Source organism: Streptomyces sp. R11 (assembly GCF_041051905.1).
In the GTDB taxonomy this organism is placed as follows: domain Bacteria; phylum Actinomycetota; class Actinomycetes; order Streptomycetales; family Streptomycetaceae; genus Streptomyces.
The window spans coordinates 4,982,085-4,998,891 of record NZ_CP163432.1; the positions used below are offsets into that span (position 1 = coordinate 4,982,085).

Sequence of the window (16,807 nt, forward strand, 5' to 3'; positions counted from 1 at the left end):
GGCCGCCGAGCCCGTGAACAGGCGATGTGCGGGCAAACCCGCTGTCACCACATGATCGGCAGCCGCTCCGGAATCCGCTTCATGAATCCGGTCCGCCACACCAGCTGCTCGATCGGCACCGCCAGGCGCAGTTCCGGCATCCGCTCCAGCAGGGTCTCCAGGGCGATCTCGGCGTGCCTGCGGCCGAGGGCGGTGGCGGGGCAGTAGTGCCGGCCGCCGCCGAACGAGAGGTGCGCGGTGCTGTTCTCGCGGGTGAGGTCGACGGTGTACGGGTCGGGGAAGGCGGCCGGGTCGAAGTTCGCGCCCTCGACGAGGACGAGGACCAGCTCGCCCGCCTTCACCTGAACATCGCCCAGCTGTACGTCCTCGGTCGCGAGCCTCGGCAGACCGTCGCCGATGGACAGGTTGATGCGCAGGAGCTCGTCCACGGCCGCGGGGATCCTCCCGGGGTGCGCGATCAGTTCGGCCTGCAGGTCCGGGTGCTGGATCAGCGACACCAGCGCCATCGTCAGGAAACCCGAGGTGGAGATGACGCCGGCGCCGAACATCGTCACCCCGACCGTCGCGAGCATCTCGTCGGTGAGGTGACCGTAGTCGGGGTCGGTGCGCAGGGCGGCGAGCTCGGCCATCAGGCCAGTCGTCGCCGGGTCGTCGAGCCGCTCGGTCATGTACGCGATGTCCCGGTCCCAGTTCAGCCGGGCCCCCGCGACCGGGCAGGCCGAGTTCATGAACGCGATGTCCAGGCTGCGCATCAGCCGGGGCGCGTCCTGCGGCGGGATGCCGAGGATGCGGCAGTGCATGCCCGCCGAGTAGGGGTCGGCGAAGCCGCCGCGCAGGTCCGCCGGGGCGCCCTCGCGAACCAGCCCGTCGACGAGCTCGGCGGCGTAGGACCGCAGCCACTCGGCGAGGCCGGGGCTCTTCGGGTTGAGCGCCTTCAGTACGGCCTTGCGCAGCCCGGCCCCGGTGATGTTCCCCATGTTGTTGACGACCTCGGGCGGGATCGTCAGCGCGTACTGGCGGGGCACGCCGGGGGCGGAGGTGTCCTTCAGGCTGAACCGGGGGTCTTCGAGCACCTGCCTGCAGAGTTCGTACGACGACACGAGCCAGGCCTCGTCGCCGGCGATGGTGCGGACCCGCCGCACGGGCGTGCCGGTGCGCAGCTCCTCTACTTCGGCGGGGAGTTGGTCGCCCCGCCAGGAGAACGGGAAGTCGATCGTGGTGAGCGTTTCAGTGGACATCGGTGCCGGTCTCCTCCGGGTCGGTCCCCTCGGCGGGCGTCACGATGGCGTGCCCCTGGTTGCGGGAGGCGCGCAGGCCGGCGCCGCCGGAGTAGAGCAGCTCGGCCATCGGCAGGAGCTGGTGGTAGCAGTTGAGGGAGGAGGGGACGCCGAGGATGGCCGGGGTGTCCAGGAACAGGGGGGCCTCGGCGCAGACGTAGGCCAGGCAGACCTCGCGCTGGGCGGCGCTCGCGCGTCCCGCCTTGCCTGCCAGGAAGGTGTCGACGAGCTTCTCGCAGGTCGTGCGGAACTCGTCGTCGGTGGCGAGGCGGGCCTGGAGCCGGTCGTGGATCTCGCGGTACGCCGTGTTGCCGCGGAAGTCGGACATGGCGTGGGCATACAGGCGGGTGCCGCCGGGGTCGACGGCCTGGACGGCGCCCAGGACCTTGGCCCGCACCCCGCGCAGGTTCTTCACCGCCTTGCGGCGGGCGTCCTCGGGCGGATAGCCGGACGCGGCGTACATCTCGGCCACGTACAGGTCGGTGTAGACGAAGTCCACCCGCTCGAAGAGCGCGAGGCCCCAGCGGGCCAGGTCGTGGACGCGGGCGGCGGAGAAGTAGCTGTTGCCGGGGGAGACGCCGATGACGGCGTGGTCACCGGCGACGCGGATGACTTCGCAGTGGGGTGTGAAGGGCTCGATCTTGAAAAGGCCGGTCGGGAAATCCGCGTCCGGGTGGTCCGTGGCGGGTGCCGATGCGGCTGGAGTGACGTGCTGGATCTCTGAAGCGGTCGCAGTCGTCAAAGGAGGAGGGTCCTTCGCGTCGCAAGTCCCGATGGAGCCGTGTGCTCCTGGTGTGGCGACGACGACGCGAAGTTAGCGTTTGGCTACGGAGAGCGTCAATGCCCTCTTGGCGCCGGTACCCCGCCGGTAGTGACCTGCCCCACTTTCCGGAGTGCCCTGCCCGCGGCCGGGCAGACACCATCCCGGAGCGTCCGAATCTCACCATCTGGGAACCCCAAGGTCGTTTTCGGACGCTCGATAGACTGAGCCGACACACACGGACTGAGCGAGGAGCGCACGTGGGCCTTGTCGTGCAGAAGTACGGAGGCTCCTCCGTAGCCGATGCCGAGGGCATCAAGCGCGTCGCCAAGCGGATCGTGGAAGCCAAGAAGAACGGCCACCAGGTGGTCGCCGTGGTTTCCGCGATGGGCGACACGACGGACGAGCTGATCGATCTCGCCGAGCAGGTATCCCCGATCCCTGCCGGGCGCGAGCTCGACATGCTGCTGACCGCAGGAGAGCGGATCTCCATGGCCCTGCTGGCCATGGCGATCAAAAACCTGGGCCACTCGGCCCAGTCGTTCACCGGCAGCCAGGCAGGTGTCATCACCGACTCGGTCCACAACAAAGCCCGGATCATCGATGTGACGCCGGGCCGGATCCGCACCTCGGTGGACGAGGGCAACATCGCCATCGTCGCCGGTTTCCAGGGCGTGAGTCAGGACAAGAAGGACATCACCACGCTGGGGCGTGGCGGGTCGGACACGACCGCGGTCGCGCTGGCCGCCGCGCTCGACGCCGAGGTGTGTGAGATCTACACCGACGTCGACGGCGTGTTCACCGCCGACCCGCGCGTGGTCAAGAAGGCGAAGAAGATCGACTGGATCTCCTTCGAGGACATGCTGGAGCTGGCTGCGTCCGGCTCGAAGGTGCTGCTCCACCGCTGTGTGGAGTACGCCCGCCGGTACAACATCCCGATCCACGTCCGGTCCAGCTTCAGCGGACTTCAGGGCACGTGGGTCAGCAGCGAGCCGATCGAGCAAGGGGAAAAGCAGGTGGAGCAGGCCATCATCTCCGGTGTCGCGCACGACACCTCCGAGGCCAAGGTCACGGTCGTCGGTGTGCCGGACAAGCCGGGCGAGGCCGCCGCGATCTTCCGGACGATCTCCGACGCCGAGATCAACATCGACATGATCGTGCAGAACGTGTCCGCCGCCTCCACGGGCCTGACGGACATCTCCTTCACGCTCCCCAAGGCCGAGGGCCGCAAGGCCATCGACGCCCTGGAGAAGAACAAGCACGGCATCGGCTTCGACTCGCTGCGCTACGACGACCAGATCGGCAAGATCTCCCTCGTCGGCGCCGGCATGAAGACCAACCCCGGTGTCACGGCCGACTTCTTCAAGGCGCTGTCCGACGCCGGCGTGAACATCGAGCTGATCTCCACCTCCGAGATCCGTATCTCGGTGGTCACCCGCGCCGACGACGTCAACGAGGCCGTGCGCGCCGTGCACTCCGCCTTCGGGCTCGACTCCGACAGCGACGAGGCTGTCGTGTACGGAGGCACCGGGCGATGACCCGACGACCGACGCTCGCGGTCGTGGGAGCGACCGGGGCCGTGGGCTCGGTCATGCTCCAGATCCTGTCCCAGCGTGCGGACATCTGGGGTGAGATCCGTCTGATCGCCTCGCCGCGCTCGGCCGGCCGCAAGCTGGCCGTGCGCGGCGAGGAGGTCGAGGTGGTGGCGCTCACCGAGGAGGCCTTCGCCGGGGTCGACGTCGCGATGTTCGACGTACCGGACGAGGTGGCCGCCCGCTGGGCGCCGGTCGCCGCCGCCAAGGGTGCGGTGGTGGTGGACAACTCGGGCGCCTTCCGCATGGACCGGGAGGTGCCCCTCGTCGTCCCCGAGGTCAATCCGCACGCGGTCCGGATGCGGCCGCGCGGGATCGTCGCCAACCCCAACTGCACGACTCTCTCCATGATCGTGGCGCTGGGCGCGCTGCACGCGGAGTTCGGGCTGCGCTCCCTGGTGGTGTCCTCGTACCAGGCGGTGAGCGGAGCCGGTCGCGCCGGTGTGGAGACGCTCAGGCAGCAGCTGTCCCTGGTCGCGGGTACGGAACTGGGGACCGCCCCCGGTGACGTACGGCGGGCCGTGGGCGACGACACCGGGCCGTTCCCGGAGCCGGTCGCGCTGAACGTCGTGCCGTGGGCCGGGTCGCTGCGCGAGGACGGCTGGTCGTCGGAGGAGATGAAGGTGCGGGACGAGTCCCGCAAGATCCTCGGGCTGCCGCAGCTGCCGGTCGCGGTGACCTGTGTGCGGGTGCCGGTGCTGACCGGGCACTCGCTGACCCTGCACGCCCGCTTCGAGGGCGAGGTCACGGTCGCCAAGGCGCGCGAGATCCTGGCGACGGCGCCGGGGGTCGTGCTGTACGACGACCCGGAGGCCGGCGAGTTCCCAACGCCCGCCGATGTGGTCGGCACGGATCCGACCTGGGTCGGCCGGGTGCGGCGCGCGCTCGACGATCCGACGGCGCTCGAACTCTTCGTCTGCGGAGACAATCTGCGCAAGGGCGCGGCCCTCAACACCGCGCAGATCGCGGAGCTCGTGGCGGCGGAGTTTTCGTGAGGCCCCCGGCGGCACCGGAAAACTCCTGGGCCTGGGCCGATTCGTTTGTAGGATCTGTGTGAAAAGTGTGAGCTGATCGATGGTCCGGACCACTTGAACCGGGCCCCGGCGGCAGCTGAAGATTTTCCTCCCCGCTCTTGCAACCGCTTGCAGGGCGGGGAGCGTCTTTGCGGTCGCCCTTATGGGGCGTGGAGACGCGTTTTTTCTGGCGTGGGGACGCCAAATGAGCAGGCGTGGGGACGTCCGCTCACATATAGACATAAGGGAAGAGCGGGTAGGCATGTGGGCGTTTGACGCACGGTCAGTTGTGCTGCCTGGCACGAGACGGTCGGCTGCGGGGTCCGGAGGTTCAGCTGCCGTGGGCGGAGGCCCCCTCGCGGGGACTGACGCAAAAGTGACGTCCGGCACGTACAACCCTCTCGGGGGTACGCGTGTCCAACTGGCGTGGCAGAGGTTCTCGACTTCAGCGCGGCGACCCGCGGTACGGCCCTACGGCCGCCCCGCCGTCCCGTCCGACCCCGCATGGGTACGCCCGGCGGCATGCCGGTGATCGCGCCCATGCCCGCAGCGCGGCCCGCCCGCATCCCAGGTCAGCGCGACGGCGCCGAGCTCGCCGAGAACAGCGCGGCGGCCGGCACGACCGTCGACCATCTCACCGAGACCTACCGGGCGCACTACCGCTCGCTGCTGGGTCTCGCGGCGCTCCTCCTCGACGACACCGCCTCCTGCGAGGACGTGGTCCAGGAGGCGTTCATCCGCGTCCACTCCGCGCGCAAGCGGGTGCGTGACCCGGAGAAGACGCTGGCGTATCTGCGCCAGACCGTCGTGAACCTCTCCCGCTCCGCCCTGCGCCGCCGCATACTCGGCCTGAAGCTGCTGTCCAAGCCGATGCCCGACATGGCGAGCGCGGAGGAGGGGGCGTACGACCAGCTCGAACGCGACTCCCTCATCAAGGCGATGAAGGGCCTGCAGCGTCGGCAGCGCGAGGTGCTGGTCCTGCGGTACTTCGCGGACATGACCGAGGCCCAGGTCGCCGAGACGCTCGGCATCTCGCTGGGCTCGGTGAAGGCGTACGGCTCGCGCGGCATCGCGGCGCTGCGGGTCGCGATGGAGGCGCCGGCATGAGCGAGGACCATGACGGCCGGCGTGACCCGGCAGGGTGGCCGGACAAGCAACAGCCGAAGCAATCGCACGCTGGGAACGGAACTGTGAACCACGGCCCCGACGACCAGAGCCTCGAGGGGTTCGACTCGGACGAGCTGGCACTGCGCCGCATGCTGCACACCGCGGTCGACGAGATCGAGCCGCGCGACGGCACGCTGGACCATCTTCGGCGGGCGGTCCCCGCCCGGCGGGCGCGCAAGCGGCAGGCGCTCGTCGGCGCGGCGGCCGCGGTGCTCTTCATCGGCACCGCCGTCCCCGCCCTCGTGCACGTCTCCAACTCCACCGGCTCCGACGTCAACCCGTCCGCCGTCGGCCACGGCGAGCAGGCGCAGGGCGGCGCCGGGGAGGGCAAGCAGACGGAGGGCGGCGCGGGCACCTCCGGCGGCACCTCGGGCCGGACCGAGGGCACGGGCAAGGACGGCGAGAAGGAAGACGACAAGGGCACCGGCACCGGTCCCGGCACAGGCTCCGGAAAGCCCGACGACCCGTTGGCGACCAGCACGGCCGGCATAGCCGTGTGCACCTCGGACCAGCTCGGCCTGTCCGCTGCGTCCGCCGATCTGCCCGACTCGTCCGGCACGGTGTACGGCACCTTCCGCTTCAGCAACGTCTCCACCACCGAGTGCACGGTGAGCGGCCCCGGCACGGTCGGTGTGGTGCCGCAGGGAGCCGCGGACCCGACGAAGGTCACCTCGGCCCGGCATGTCGCCGGTGACCCCGCGGTCGGCCTGCCCGATCCGTCGACGGAGTACGCCTCCCTCGTCCTCAAGGCGGGCGCCTCCTACGAGGTCAAGTTCGCCTGGCTCCCCTCGGCGACCTGCCCCACGACGGGTGACAACAACGGCGGCGGCACGGGCGGCCCCGACCCCTCACCGGACCCGACCCCCACCGAGGGCACGCCTGGCACGAGCGAGGGCACCTCCACGGGCGGCGACACCGGCACCTCCACCCAGCTGCTGACGGAGGACACCACGGCCGACGGCAGCGTCGCGGTCACCAACACCCCGGAGGCCGGAGCCCCGAGTGCCTCGGTGACGGTGTCCAACGCCTGCGCGGGCACGGTGTACTGGACGGGCCTGCTGCCGGGGGCGTAGGGCACGGGGCGGCAGCGGCGCTGTCGCGGTCTGCCGGGCTGTCGCGCCTGCCGGGCGTTGTCGCCCGGCGTGCGCCTAGGCGTTCGCCTTCTCCTGCGTCGGGTCCTCGCCGGCGCCCCCGGCATCGGCCCGGTTCCCTTCGTCCCCGTCGGTCTCCCCGTCCGGGAGCAGGCCCAGTTCCGCGTCCCGTGCGAACTCCGCCTCGCGGCGCAGCAGCCGGAACCACATGAAGACCACGAAGCCCGCGAAGACGAACCACTCGCCGGTGTAGCCGAGGTTCTGGAACGCCTTCAGGTCGAGCCCGGTGTCGTTGGGAGCGGCCACCGGGACCGGCTTCATGCCGGAGTCGGCCTTGTTGAGGGTGACCCAGGCGTCGTAGACGTCGTCCGGCACCAGGTTCACCAGCGACGCCGCGCTGATCGCCCCCGTCTGGCCGGACGGCAGGCCACCCTGCGCGGGCACGCCGTTCTCGCCGGGCACCTCGGACGCCTGGAGCGCCCCGGTGACCGTGACCTCGCCGGACGGGGCGGCGGGGATCGCGGCGCTGTCGGCGTCGCCCGGCCGCCAGCCCCGTACCACCGGCAGGGTCTTGCCGTCGTCGGTGTGCAGCAGCGTCAGGACGTAATAGCCCTGCTTGCCGTCCAGCTCGCGGTCGGGCACGAGCAGCTGCTTGCCGTACCGGCCGCTCGCGGTGACCTGCTTGCCCACCGTCGCCTTGTCCACGGGCAGCAGCTCGGCGAGCGGACGGGCCGCCTCCTGCTTGTTCTCCGCGGCCTGCTCACCGGCGCTGCGGTGGTCCTCCACCCGCGCCTCGAACCGGCTCAGCTGCCACGACCCCATGAACACGCAGAAGGGGATGGCGAGCAGCACGAAGACGTTGATCCCCCACCAACGGGGCGTCAGCAGAAACCGGTACACGCCCTCAAAGGTACGGGGCTCCGGCAACGGGCCGGGCCGCGGGGTCAGTACCGCTCGACGAGATGTTCGCGGCCCGCCGGCGGCTCGTACGGCTCCGGCCAGAAGTCCGTGACCGTGGATATGCGACCGCTCCCGTCCTCCGTGAAGAACGAGATGCCGTACATCTCCTCCAGCCCCACCGTGAAGTGGATCCAGGTCACGACCTGCCCCGGCTCGGCGACAACGCGCTCGACGCGCAGCCGCCAGTCCCCCGGATACTCCCGGTTGAACCGCACATACCGCTCCCGCCCGCTGATGCGCTCCCGCGTCTGCGGCAGCGTGTACACGACGTCCTCGGCGAGCGTCTCGGCGAACGCGTCCCACTCCCGGGCCGCGGCGGTGGCCCAGAACCTCTCGACTGTCCTGCGCAGATCGGTCATGGAAAGGAGTCTGCACCCCGCCACTGACAATGGCTCTGACCTGCGCTAACGCCCATGATCGAGCGGTCAGTCCGTGGGTCGGGCCATCGGTCGGTCCTTGCCGGCCCGCAGCGAGTACATCAGCGGAACCCGCGGCCGCCCCGTGGGAAACCGGAAATAGCCGTCGCGCTTCTCGAAGGACTCGAACCGGCGGAACAGCGAGACGTCGTGCTCGCGCAGGAACTCGATGCGCAGCCCGGCCGCCGCGAGCGCGGTCACGACCTCGCCGATGGGGTGCTGCCACTCCACACTGCGGTTGCTGACGGTGTCGGCGGTGTCCGAGCCGTAGGTGCCGGGGATGTCGTACACCTGGGCGTCGCGGTCGAAGTAGTCGCGGACGATCCGGGAGCCCGTCTCGTCGTCGAGGGCCTCGGTGATGGGGTGGAACTCGGCGAGGTAGAGGAACCCGCCCGGCGCGACGAGGGAGGCCGCCGTCTCGGCCCAGCGGCGGATGTCGGGCAGCCAGCACAGGGCGCCCACGCCGGTGTAGACGATGTCGTACGAGGGGTCCGGCACCGCCTGCGCAGCGTCGTACACGTCGGCCGCGACGAAGGCGGCCCGGTCGGGCCCGAAACCCAGGTCGGCGGCGAGCGAGCGGGCCGTCTCCACCGCCGGTTCGGAGAAGTCCAGGCCCACGACACGGGCGGCGCCGTGCCGCGCCCAGGACAGGGTGTCCAGGCCCATATGGCACTGCAGATGCAGCAGCGTGCGGCCCGTCACGTCCCCGACCTCCGCCCGCTCGAAGTCGCGCAGGGGGTCGGCGCCGGCGCGGAAGCCGGGGAGGTCGTAGAAGGCTCCGGCGGCGTGCAGCGGGACGCGTTCGTCCCACATGGCGCGGTTGGCCTCGTTCCAGTCCGGGGGGATCACGGAGTGCATGGTCGCGAAGTTATCCACAGGCTGGGGGCCTCGCCAGCGAATTTGTCGGCCGGGCCAGGCACTATGGGGCCATGACTGAGAGCCACGGGTCCGATTCGCGGGATCACCACATGCAGGACAAGGACAGGCCGGGCAAGGACATGCCCGACTGGGAGAAGCGCTTCCGGGCACCTCGCGTGTCGCTGCCCGACTGGGCGGAGGACGCCCCGGACCGCTCCTTGTTCGTGTCGAACGCCACAGGGACGTACGAGCTGTATGCCTGGGACCGTGCGACGGGCGAGCAGCGCCAGGTGACCGACCGGCCGAACGGCACCACGGACGGCGTGCTCACCCCGGACGGCGCGTGGATCTGGTGGTTCGACGACAAGGACGGCGACGAGTTCGGCGTCTGGCGCCGCCAGCCGTTCACCGGCGGCGAGGACGAGCTCGCGGCGCCGGGCCTGGACCCGTCCTACCCGGCCGGCCTCGCCCTCGGCCGGGACGGGCGTACGGCGATCGTGGGCCGCTCGACGGACGAGGACGGCACGACCGTCCATCTGGCCCGCACCGGTGAGCCCCCGGTGGAGATCTACCGCCACCGCGAGTCCGCGGGCGTCGGCGACCTCTCGCACGACGGCACGCTGATCGCCGTCGAGCACACCGAGCACGGCGACGCGATGCACTCCGCGCTGCGTGTCCTGCGCCCCGACGGCTCGGCGGTCGCCGAGCTCGACGACACCAAGGGCGGCACGCAGGAGCTGGGCCTGGAGGTCCTGGGCTTCGCCCCGGTGGACGGTGACGCCCGCCTGCTCATCGGCCACCAGAGGCGCGGCCGCTGGGAGCCGCTGGTGTGGGACGTGGCGACGGGGGAGGAGACGGACCTCGCGCTGGAGCTGCCCGGTGACGTCAGTGCCGAGTGGTACCCCGACGGGACCGGTCTGCTGATCGCGCACAGCTTCGAGGCCCGCAGCGAGCTGTTCCGGTACGACCTGGCCCGGCGTGAGCTGGAGCGGATCCCGACCCCGGCGGGCTCCGTGTCCGGCGCGACGGCCCGTCCGGACGGCAGCGTGGAGTACCTGTGGTCGTCGGCCGCGGAGCCGTCGGCGGTCCGGTCGACGACGGGGCGGGTGGTGCTGGACCCGCCCGGCCTGAAGTCCCCCGGTTCGGTCCCGGTGGAGGACGTGTGGGTGGAAGGGCCGGGCGGCCGTATCCATGCCCTGGTCCAGCGCCCCGCGGGCGCCGAGGGCCCTCTGCCCACCGTCTTCGACATCCACGGCGGCCCGACCTGGCACGACAGTGACGCGTTCGCGGCGGGCCCGGCGGTCTGGGTGGACCACGGGTACGCGGTGGTGCGGGTCAACTACCGGGGCTCCACGGGCTACGGGCGTGCCTGGACGGACGCGCTCAAGCACCGGGTGGGCCTGATCGAGCTGGAGGACATCGCGGCGGTCCGCGAATGGGCGGTGACCTCCGGTCTGGCCGACCCCGCCCGCCTCATCCTGACCGGCGGTTCCTGGGGCGGCTACCTCACCCTCCTCGGCCTCGGCACCCAGCCGGACGCATGGACGCTGGGCATCGCGAACGTCCCCGTCGCCGACTACGTCACGGCGTACCACGACGAGATGGAAGCCCTGAAGGCCATGGACCGCACCCTCCTGGGCGGCACCCCGGAGGAGGTCCCCGAACGCTTCGAGGCCTCGTCCCCCCTGACCTACGTCGACCAGGTGAAGACCCCGGTCTACATCGCGGCCGGCGTGAACGACCCCCGCTGCCCGATCCGGCAGATCGACAACTACGTCAAGCGACTGGAGGCCCGCGGGGCGGTACACGAGGTGTACCGGTACGACGCGGGCCACGGTTCCCTGGTGGTGGACGAGCGGATCAAGCAGGTGCGTCTGGAACTGGACTTCGCGGAGCGGCACTTGGAGGGGAGGGCCTCGGCTGCCTGAGGCCGCCGCCTCTCAACGCCGGTCCTGGGCTCTTCAGCCCGTCCGGTGTTCGAGGACGAGGCCGTTCAAGCCGACAGCGGGGTCTGGGGGCGGCAGCCCCCAGGTCCGGGGTCGAAGGGGCAGCGCCCCTACAAGGACGGGACGGGTAGGGGGGCGGCGGGGGCGAAAACACCCCCCTAAGCCCCCGCCCGCTCCCGCGACCGCCTCCCCAACAGCTCCGCCAACCCCCGCCGAGTAGCGGCCAGCACCACCCGGTCGTCCTTCTGCAGGACATACGCGTCGGGCAGATCCCACACCCACCCCGACACACCGCCCACCCCGCCGCCGTCCTCGTAGGCCTCCTCCACCGCAGGCTCGTCCCGACGCTCCTCGCGCCGCTCGTCCCGCGGCGTGCGATCCAGCGCCAACACCCGCCACGCACCGGCCCGAAAGGCCTCACCGACGGTCTTGTCCTCAAGCTGTGGATGACCACCCACATCCACCGCAGCGAACAACAGCACCCGCCGCTCGACAGGAATCGCCCCCAGAATCTGCCGCCCCATCATCGCCCCGGCGAACGCGGGCGCGGCCAGATGCGTCACGCTGCGGCTGCGCGTGGACGCATGGGGGTGCGCGGCCCGCAGGGTCCGGTACACGGCGGTGGCGAAGTCGTCGTCGTACAGACGCAGGACCACGCGGAGGTCGGGCCGCACGGAGCGGGCGTACAGCGCGGCCTCCAGATTGGTCGTGTCCGCGCTGGTCACCGCCAGCAGCGCATGCGCCCGATGGATCTTCGCGGCCTCCAGGACACCTTCCTGCGTGACGTCCCCGAGCACCACCGGCACCCGCAGCCGCCGCGCCGTGGCCATCCCGCGCGCGTCGGGGTCGGCCTCCACGCACACCACAGGGATGTGCAGTTCCCGAAGCCGGGTCAGCACCCGGGTGCCGATCTTGCCCAGGCCGAGCAGCACCACATGCCCGCCCAGCCCGCGCGGCGGTTTGCGCAGGGCGGACGCGGAGCGGAAGGTGCCGAGGGCCTCCAGCACCGCCGCCAGCAGCACGGGAAGCAGCAGCAGACCCATCAGCCCGGACAGCAGTTGGAGGATCTGCCGGGCCAGGGACTGGTGGAGGGCGGGTTCGTTGATGGCGAAGAGGTCGAGGAGGGTCATGTACGTGGCGTGCAGCGGGTGTTCCCCGGTCACCACCGTCAGCGCGACGGCCAGCGCGGCCACACAGCCCACCAGCACGGCCAGCGACCACCGGAGCCGCCGCGAGAACAGCGAGGCGAACGACGGCACGACGCCTCGCCCCGAGGGCAGGGAGGGACCCGCGTACGACACCTGCTCGAGGACGACCGTTCCGCGGCCCCGGGCCCCCTGCGCGGCCGCCGCGTCCGGCAGCAGCAGAGGTCCCTGTTCGTCGCCGTTCTCCGAACCGTCCGTCCCGGCCGGGTCGTTGTTGGTCGTGGACAGCAGGGCCAGCGTGGCCAGCCCGGACGGTGCCGACTGTCCCGGGCGCAGGGGCGGGCGCTCCACCGCGCGCAGGAGCAGGCCGTCGGTCTGTACGACCTTGGTGGTGCCGGCGACGGCCGTGGCGGCCAGCGCGGGGGCGGCGGTGTCGGCGTCGGACAGGACGGTCGTGGAGGCGTCGAGACCGGCATCGCCGTCGCCCGTCGCCAACGCGGCCGCCTGGTCGAGGAGTTCCTCGATGTGCTGGCCCAGCCGGCGGTTGTACAGCCGCAGGACGAGCCGGAGGCGGGGGTTCAGGCGGCGGGCGGTGAGGGCGGCGCGAATGTTGGTCTCGTCGTCGTCATAGACGAGGGCGAGCGCGTCGGCCCGTTCCACGCCCGCGTCGGCGAGCGCGGCCTCCGTGGCCTCGGGGGCCTCCACCACCCGGATACTCCCGGCCGGTTCGCCGCCGCCGACGGCTCCGCCGCCCGCACGGTTGACGGCCGCGGTGACCGCTCCGAGCAACGCCGCCGAAGCGGCCCGGGCGCGGCCCACGACCGGTGGTCGTACCGTGCGCTCGGAGGGTGGCACGAGGAGCGTCACCTGCTCGCCGTACACCCCACGCAACTCGGCGGCCAGCCGGTGCGCGAGGCCGTCGTCGCCGCACACCACCATGTGTGCGGCCGTGTCACTCCCTAAGCCCTGATTCGGAACGCTCGCCACAAGGGAAAAGACTGCCTCAATGTGACGGGTGGTTCCAGAAGTGGCCCCTTGGCGTCTGAACGCCCGCTCGCGTCCGGCCGTACTGGAGGGGAGGGAAGCCAGCGCCCTACCGCACCACCGGAGGTACCTCGCCCGTGGCGATCACCAAAGCGGCCCCGCAGCAAAGGGACGGCGGGACGGACGACCGCGACGACCGCCGCACGCCGAGGCAGCGCGCCGGGGACGAGGGCCGGCACCTCAACTCCTCGCTCCTGCTCACCATGCTCATGCTCGGCCTGGTGCTCCTCCAGAGCCCGATCCGCCGCGCCCTCTCCGCACCGGTCATGCAGAGCTGGACGACGGTGTTCGTCGCGGTCATGGTCCAGGCACTGCCCTTCCTGGTGCTCGGCGTGCTGCTGTCTGCGGCGATCGCGGTGTTCGTGCCGCCGTCCTTCTTCGCCCGCGCCCTGCCCCGCCGCCCCGCCCTCGCCGTCCCGGTCGCCTCGGCGGCGGGCGCGGTGCTGCCGGGCTGCGAGTGCGCGTCCGTACCGGTGGCCGGGGCACTGGTACGGCGCGGCGTCACCCCGGCCGCGGCGCTGGCGTTCCTGCTGTCCGCGCCCGCGATCAACCCGATCGTGCTGACGTCGACGGCGGTCGCGTTCCCCGGCAACCCGGAGATGGTCCTCGCCCGCCTGGTCGCGAGCCTGCTGGTGGCCTGCGCGATGGGCTGGCTGTGGTTGCGCCTCGGCCGTACGGACTGGCTGAAACCGCCGTCCCGCCAGGCCTACGACGGCCAGAGCAAGGGTGAGGCCTTCTGGGGCTCCGTCCGCCACGACGTGATGCACGCCGGCGGCTTCCTGGTGGTCGGCGCGATGGCGGCGGCGACCCTCAAGGCGGTGGTCCCGGAGACATGGCTGAGCACGGCGGCCGACAACCCGGTGCTGTCGGTCCTGGCCCTGGCGGTCCTCGCCGTGGTGCTGTCGATCTGCTCGGAGGCGGACGCGTTCGTGGCGGCGTCGCTGTCGCAGTTCTCGCTCACGGCCCGGCTCACCTTCCTCGTCGTGGGCCCGATGATCGACCTGAAGCTGTTCGCGATGCAGGCGGGCACCTTCGGCCGCGCCTTCGCCCTGCGCTTCGCACCGGCCACCTTTGTGCTGGCCGTGGTCGTGTCGGTGCTGGTCGGGGCGGTGATCCTGTGAACCGTCAGGCCCAGTCGGCCGTCCTGTTCCTGCTCGGCGCGTCCCTGCTGCACGCGGCCACCACCGACCTCTATCTGCGGTACGTAAAGCAGGGCCTGCGCCCGTTGGTGCTGGTGGCCGGCGCGGTGCTGGTCGCGGCGGCGGTGGCGACGGTCTGGTACGAGCGGAAGCGGGCACGGCGGCAGGGGCAGCACACCGCCGACCACAGGGACGGCCAGGAGAACCCCGAGAACGCCGAGCACCAGGAGAACTCCGAGAGCCACGAGAACCCCGACAGCCATGACGGCCACGGTCACCGCGAACCCCGCATCTCCTGGCTCCTCGTCCTCCCCCTCCTCGCCCTGATCCTGGTGGCCCCGCCCGCCCTCGGCTCCTACAGCGCGACCCGCACCGGTACGGCCCTCCAGGAACCCCTGGCCTACCCCGCCCTCCCCGCCGCCGATCCCTTGAGGCTCAGCCTCGTCGACTACGCGGGCCGCGCCGTCTACGACCACGGCCGCACCCTGCGCCACCGCCAGGTCCAGCTCACCGGGTTCCTGGCCCTGGACCGCGACGGCACCCCCTACCTCGTGCGGATGGCCCTCAACTGCTGTGCCGCCGACGCCCAGCCGGTCAAGGTCGCCCTGACCGGCGAGGTCCCGCCGGTCCTCCAGCCGGACACCTGGCTCCGCGTCACCGGCACCTACGTCCCGCGCCGCGCCGAGGACCCGGTCAACGGCGGGCCGATCCCGTTCATCGAGGTCACGGCGGCGAAGCCGGTGGCGGCGCCGACGGACCCGTACGACGAGAGCTGGAACAGCTGACGAGTGCACTCTCTTGCCGGTCCCCAGGACGCCCCCTACGCTGAATCTGATGGGTCGTCAGATTCGGGAGGCAAGGCGTGGCCAGTACCGAGAGCGGCACCAAAGACCTGCCCAAAGTCATCAGCGTGGACGATCACGTGATCGAGCCCGCGCACCTCTTCGAGACCTGGCTCCCGGCCAAGTACCGGGACCGGGGACCGAAGCCCCTCACCGCGGGGATCGGGGAACTCCAGTACATCGGCGGGAAGTACCGGTTCACGACGGACCCGGAGGGTCAGATCACCGACTGGTGGGAGTACGAGGGCGGCCTGTTCCCGTACAAGCGCATCATCGCGGCCGTCGGCTTCTCCCGGGACGAGATGACGCTCGACGGGATCACGCGTGAACAGATGCGGCGCGGCTGCTGGGACCCGAAGGCCCGGCTGGCGGACATGGACATCAACCATGTCGAGGCCTCGCTCTGCTTCCCCACCTTCCCGCGCTTCTGCGGCCAGACCTTCGCCGAGGCCAAGGACAAGGAGGTCGGGCTCGCCTGCGTGCGCGCCTACAACGACTGGATGGTCGAGGAGTGGTGCGGCGACAGCGGCGGCCGGCTGATCCCGCTGTGCCTGATCCCGCTGTGGGACATCGACCTCGCGGTCGCGGAGATCCATCGCAACGCCGCCCGCGGGGTGCGCGCGGTGACGTTCAGCGAGATCCCGACGTATCTCGGGCTGCCGTCCATCCACTCCGGCTACTGGGACCCGTTCTTCGCGGCGTGCGAGGAGACCGGCACGGTCGTCAACATGCACATCGGGTCCTCGTCGCAGATGCCGGCCGCCTCCCCCGACGCCCCGCCCGCCGTCCAGGCCTCGCTGAGCTTCAACAACGCCATGGCGTCGATGATGGACTTCCTCTTCTCCGGGGTCCTGGTGAAGTTCCCGCGGCTGAAACTCGCGTACAGCGAGGGCCAGATGGGCTGGATCCCGTACGCCCTGGAGCGCGCGGACGACGTCTGGGAGGAGCACCGGGCCTGGGGCGGCGTGAAGGACCTGATCCCGGAGCCGCCGTCGACGTACTACTACCGCCAGATCTTCTGCTGCTTCTTCCGCGACAAGCACGGCATCGAGGCGATCGAGACGGTCGGCGTCGACAACGCGACCTTCGAGACGGACTACCCGCACGTCGACTCGACCTGGCCGGAGACGAAGCGGGTGGCCGCGGAGCATGTCGGCGGGCTCTCCGACGAGGTGGCGTACAAGCTGCTGCGCGGAAACGCGATCCGGATGCTCGAACTCCCCTTTGATCAGTGACTGATCAGCGCTGGATCAGGGGAGGGCAGGGCTGGATCAGGGCTGGATCAGGGCTGGATCGGTGATTAAAGGGGCGTGGCCGATGGGCAGTTCGGTCGTGTAGGCGACGGCGGTCCGCGACGGGAGCACGGATGAAGGTCTCGATCGACACCAACCTCTGCTACGGCTCGGCCGAGTGCGTGCACAGGGCTCCGTCGGTCTTCGAGTTCGTGGACGAGTACGGCGTGGTGAGACCGGGACGGGAGGACAGCGGCGACGACCCGCAGGTGCGGGAGGCCGCCGAGAAGTGCCCGTCCCAGGCCATCTCCCTCACGGGGTAACG

Annotated in this window: 15 protein-coding genes; 9 read left to right on the plus strand and 6 right to left on the minus strand. The window is 71.1% G+C overall.

Annotated features, from left to right (window positions below):
- Positions 1 to 44 precede the first annotated feature (44 nt).
- Together AB5J55_RS23105 and AB5J55_RS23110 are read right to left on the minus strand one after the other, a co-directional pair.
- A complete protein-coding gene (locus AB5J55_RS23105; RefSeq protein ID WP_369272494.1) occupies positions 45 to 1,238 on the minus strand; it encodes a cytochrome P450 in 1,194 nt (397 codons plus the stop codon).
- Positions 1,228 to 2,019, minus strand: coding sequence for a tRNA-dependent cyclodipeptide synthase (locus AB5J55_RS23110; RefSeq protein WP_369272495.1), 792 nt, complete (start codon positions 2,017 to 2,019; stop codon positions 1,228 to 1,230). The genes AB5J55_RS23105 and AB5J55_RS23110 overlap by 11 nt, the downstream gene beginning before the upstream one ends.
- Before the next feature lie 278 nt (positions 2,020 to 2,297).
- Between AB5J55_RS23110 and AB5J55_RS23115 the strand changes: the two genes are divergently transcribed.
- The 4 genes from AB5J55_RS23115 to AB5J55_RS23130 all read left to right on the plus strand — a co-directional run bounded on the left by AB5J55_RS23115 (position 2,298) and on the right by AB5J55_RS23130 (position 6,882).
- The gene (locus AB5J55_RS23115; protein WP_369272496.1) at positions 2,298 to 3,575 is read left to right on the plus strand and encodes an aspartate kinase; all 1,278 of its coding nucleotides are present in this window, start codon (positions 2,298 to 2,300) and stop codon (positions 3,573 to 3,575) included.
- Entirely contained in the window at positions 3,572 to 4,624 is a 1,053-nt protein-coding gene (locus tag AB5J55_RS23120; protein WP_369272497.1) for an aspartate-semialdehyde dehydrogenase, read from the plus strand. Before AB5J55_RS23115 ends, AB5J55_RS23120 begins: the two co-directional genes overlap by 4 nt.
- A gap of 444 nt (positions 4,625 to 5,068) precedes the next feature.
- Positions 5,069 to 5,749 carry a SigE family RNA polymerase sigma factor gene (locus tag AB5J55_RS23125; protein ID WP_328425288.1) on the plus strand — a complete coding sequence of 227 codons (681 nt, stop codon included), beginning with the start codon at positions 5,069 to 5,071 and terminating at the stop codon, positions 5,747 to 5,749.
- A complete protein-coding gene (locus tag AB5J55_RS23130; RefSeq protein WP_369272498.1) occupies positions 5,746 to 6,882 on the plus strand; it encodes a hypothetical protein in 1,137 nt (378 codons plus the stop codon). The genes AB5J55_RS23125 and AB5J55_RS23130 overlap by 4 nt, the downstream gene beginning before the upstream one ends.
- A 75-nt stretch (positions 6,883 to 6,957) precedes the next feature.
- On the opposite strand, the gene AB5J55_RS23135 is transcribed toward AB5J55_RS23130, so the two are convergent.
- The 3 genes from AB5J55_RS23135 to AB5J55_RS23145 all read right to left on the minus strand — a co-directional run bounded on the left by AB5J55_RS23135 (position 6,958) and on the right by AB5J55_RS23145 (position 9,134).
- Positions 6,958 to 7,800: an SURF1 family protein gene (locus tag AB5J55_RS23135; protein ID WP_369272499.1), complete on the minus strand. Its 843-nt coding sequence runs from the start codon at positions 7,798 to 7,800 to the stop codon at positions 6,958 to 6,960.
- 44 nt (positions 7,801 to 7,844) lie between these two features.
- Complete coding sequence (locus tag AB5J55_RS23140; protein WP_369272500.1) at positions 7,845 to 8,219, minus strand: nuclear transport factor 2 family protein; 375 nt, start codon at positions 8,217 to 8,219, stop codon at positions 7,845 to 7,847.
- A 66-nt stretch (positions 8,220 to 8,285) separates the two neighbouring features.
- A complete protein-coding gene (locus tag AB5J55_RS23145) occupies positions 8,286 to 9,134 on the minus strand; it encodes a class I SAM-dependent methyltransferase (RefSeq protein ID WP_369272501.1) in 849 nt (282 codons plus the stop codon).
- Positions 9,135 to 9,205: 71 nt separating this feature from the next.
- Here AB5J55_RS23145 and AB5J55_RS23150 point away from each other — a divergent pair, with 71 nt between their 5' ends.
- Positions 9,206 to 11,062 carry a prolyl oligopeptidase family serine peptidase gene (locus AB5J55_RS23150; RefSeq protein ID WP_369272502.1) on the plus strand — a complete coding sequence of 619 codons (1,857 nt, stop codon included), beginning with the start codon at positions 9,206 to 9,208 and terminating at the stop codon, positions 11,060 to 11,062.
- A gap of 176 nt (positions 11,063 to 11,238) precedes the next feature.
- Here AB5J55_RS23150 and AB5J55_RS23155 read toward each other — a convergent pair whose 3' ends face one another.
- Positions 11,239 to 13,164 (minus strand): NAD-binding protein, encoded by a 1,926-nt coding sequence (locus AB5J55_RS23155; protein WP_369272503.1) that lies wholly within the window; start codon positions 13,162 to 13,164, stop codon positions 11,239 to 11,241.
- A gap of 182 nt (positions 13,165 to 13,346) precedes the next feature.
- Between AB5J55_RS23155 and AB5J55_RS23160 the strand changes: the two genes are divergently transcribed.
- From AB5J55_RS23160 to AB5J55_RS23175, 4 genes are all read left to right on the plus strand, one after another.
- Positions 13,347 to 14,390, plus strand: coding sequence for a permease (locus AB5J55_RS23160; protein WP_369272504.1), 1,044 nt, complete (start codon positions 13,347 to 13,349; stop codon positions 14,388 to 14,390).
- Entirely contained in the window at positions 14,387 to 15,193 is an 807-nt protein-coding gene (locus AB5J55_RS23165) for a TIGR03943 family protein (protein ID WP_369272505.1), read from the plus strand. The genes AB5J55_RS23160 and AB5J55_RS23165 overlap by 4 nt, the downstream gene beginning before the upstream one ends.
- Before the next feature lie 77 nt (positions 15,194 to 15,270).
- Complete coding sequence (locus AB5J55_RS23170; protein ID WP_369272506.1) at positions 15,271 to 16,485, plus strand: amidohydrolase family protein; 1,215 nt, start codon at positions 15,271 to 15,273, stop codon at positions 16,483 to 16,485.
- Positions 16,486 to 16,616: 131 nt separating this feature from the next.
- The gene (locus AB5J55_RS23175) at positions 16,617 to 16,805 is read left to right on the plus strand and encodes a ferredoxin (RefSeq protein WP_328425268.1); all 189 of its coding nucleotides are present in this window, start codon (positions 16,617 to 16,619) and stop codon (positions 16,803 to 16,805) included.
- Positions 16,806 to 16,807: the final 2 nt, after the last annotated feature.

Bases quoted from the DNA above. Each gene is read 5' to 3' on its own strand.
- AB5J55_RS23105 (WP_369272494.1), bottom strand. From the start codon at position 1,238: ATGTCCACTGAAACGCTCACCACGATCGACTTCCCGTTCTCCTGGCGG.
- AB5J55_RS23120 (WP_369272497.1), top strand. From the start codon at position 3,572: ATGACCCGACGACCGACGCTCGCGGTCGTGGGAGCGACCGGGGCCGTG.
- AB5J55_RS23130 (WP_369272498.1), top strand. From the start codon at position 5,746: ATGAGCGAGGACCATGACGGCCGGCGTGACCCGGCAGGGTGGCCGGAC.
- AB5J55_RS23140 (WP_369272500.1), bottom strand. From the start codon at position 8,219: ATGACCGATCTGCGCAGGACAGTCGAGAGGTTCTGGGCCACCGCCGCG.
- AB5J55_RS23145 (WP_369272501.1), bottom strand. From the start codon at position 9,134: ATGCACTCCGTGATCCCCCCGGACTGGAACGAGGCCAACCGCGCCATG.
- AB5J55_RS23150 (WP_369272502.1), top strand. From the start codon at position 9,206: ATGACTGAGAGCCACGGGTCCGATTCGCGGGATCACCACATGCAGGAC.
- AB5J55_RS23155 (WP_369272503.1), bottom strand. From the start codon at position 13,164: ATGGTGGTGTGCGGCGACGACGGCCTCGCGCACCGGCTGGCCGCCGAG.
- AB5J55_RS23175 (WP_328425268.1), top strand. From the start codon at position 16,617: ATGAAGGTCTCGATCGACACCAACCTCTGCTACGGCTCGGCCGAGTGC.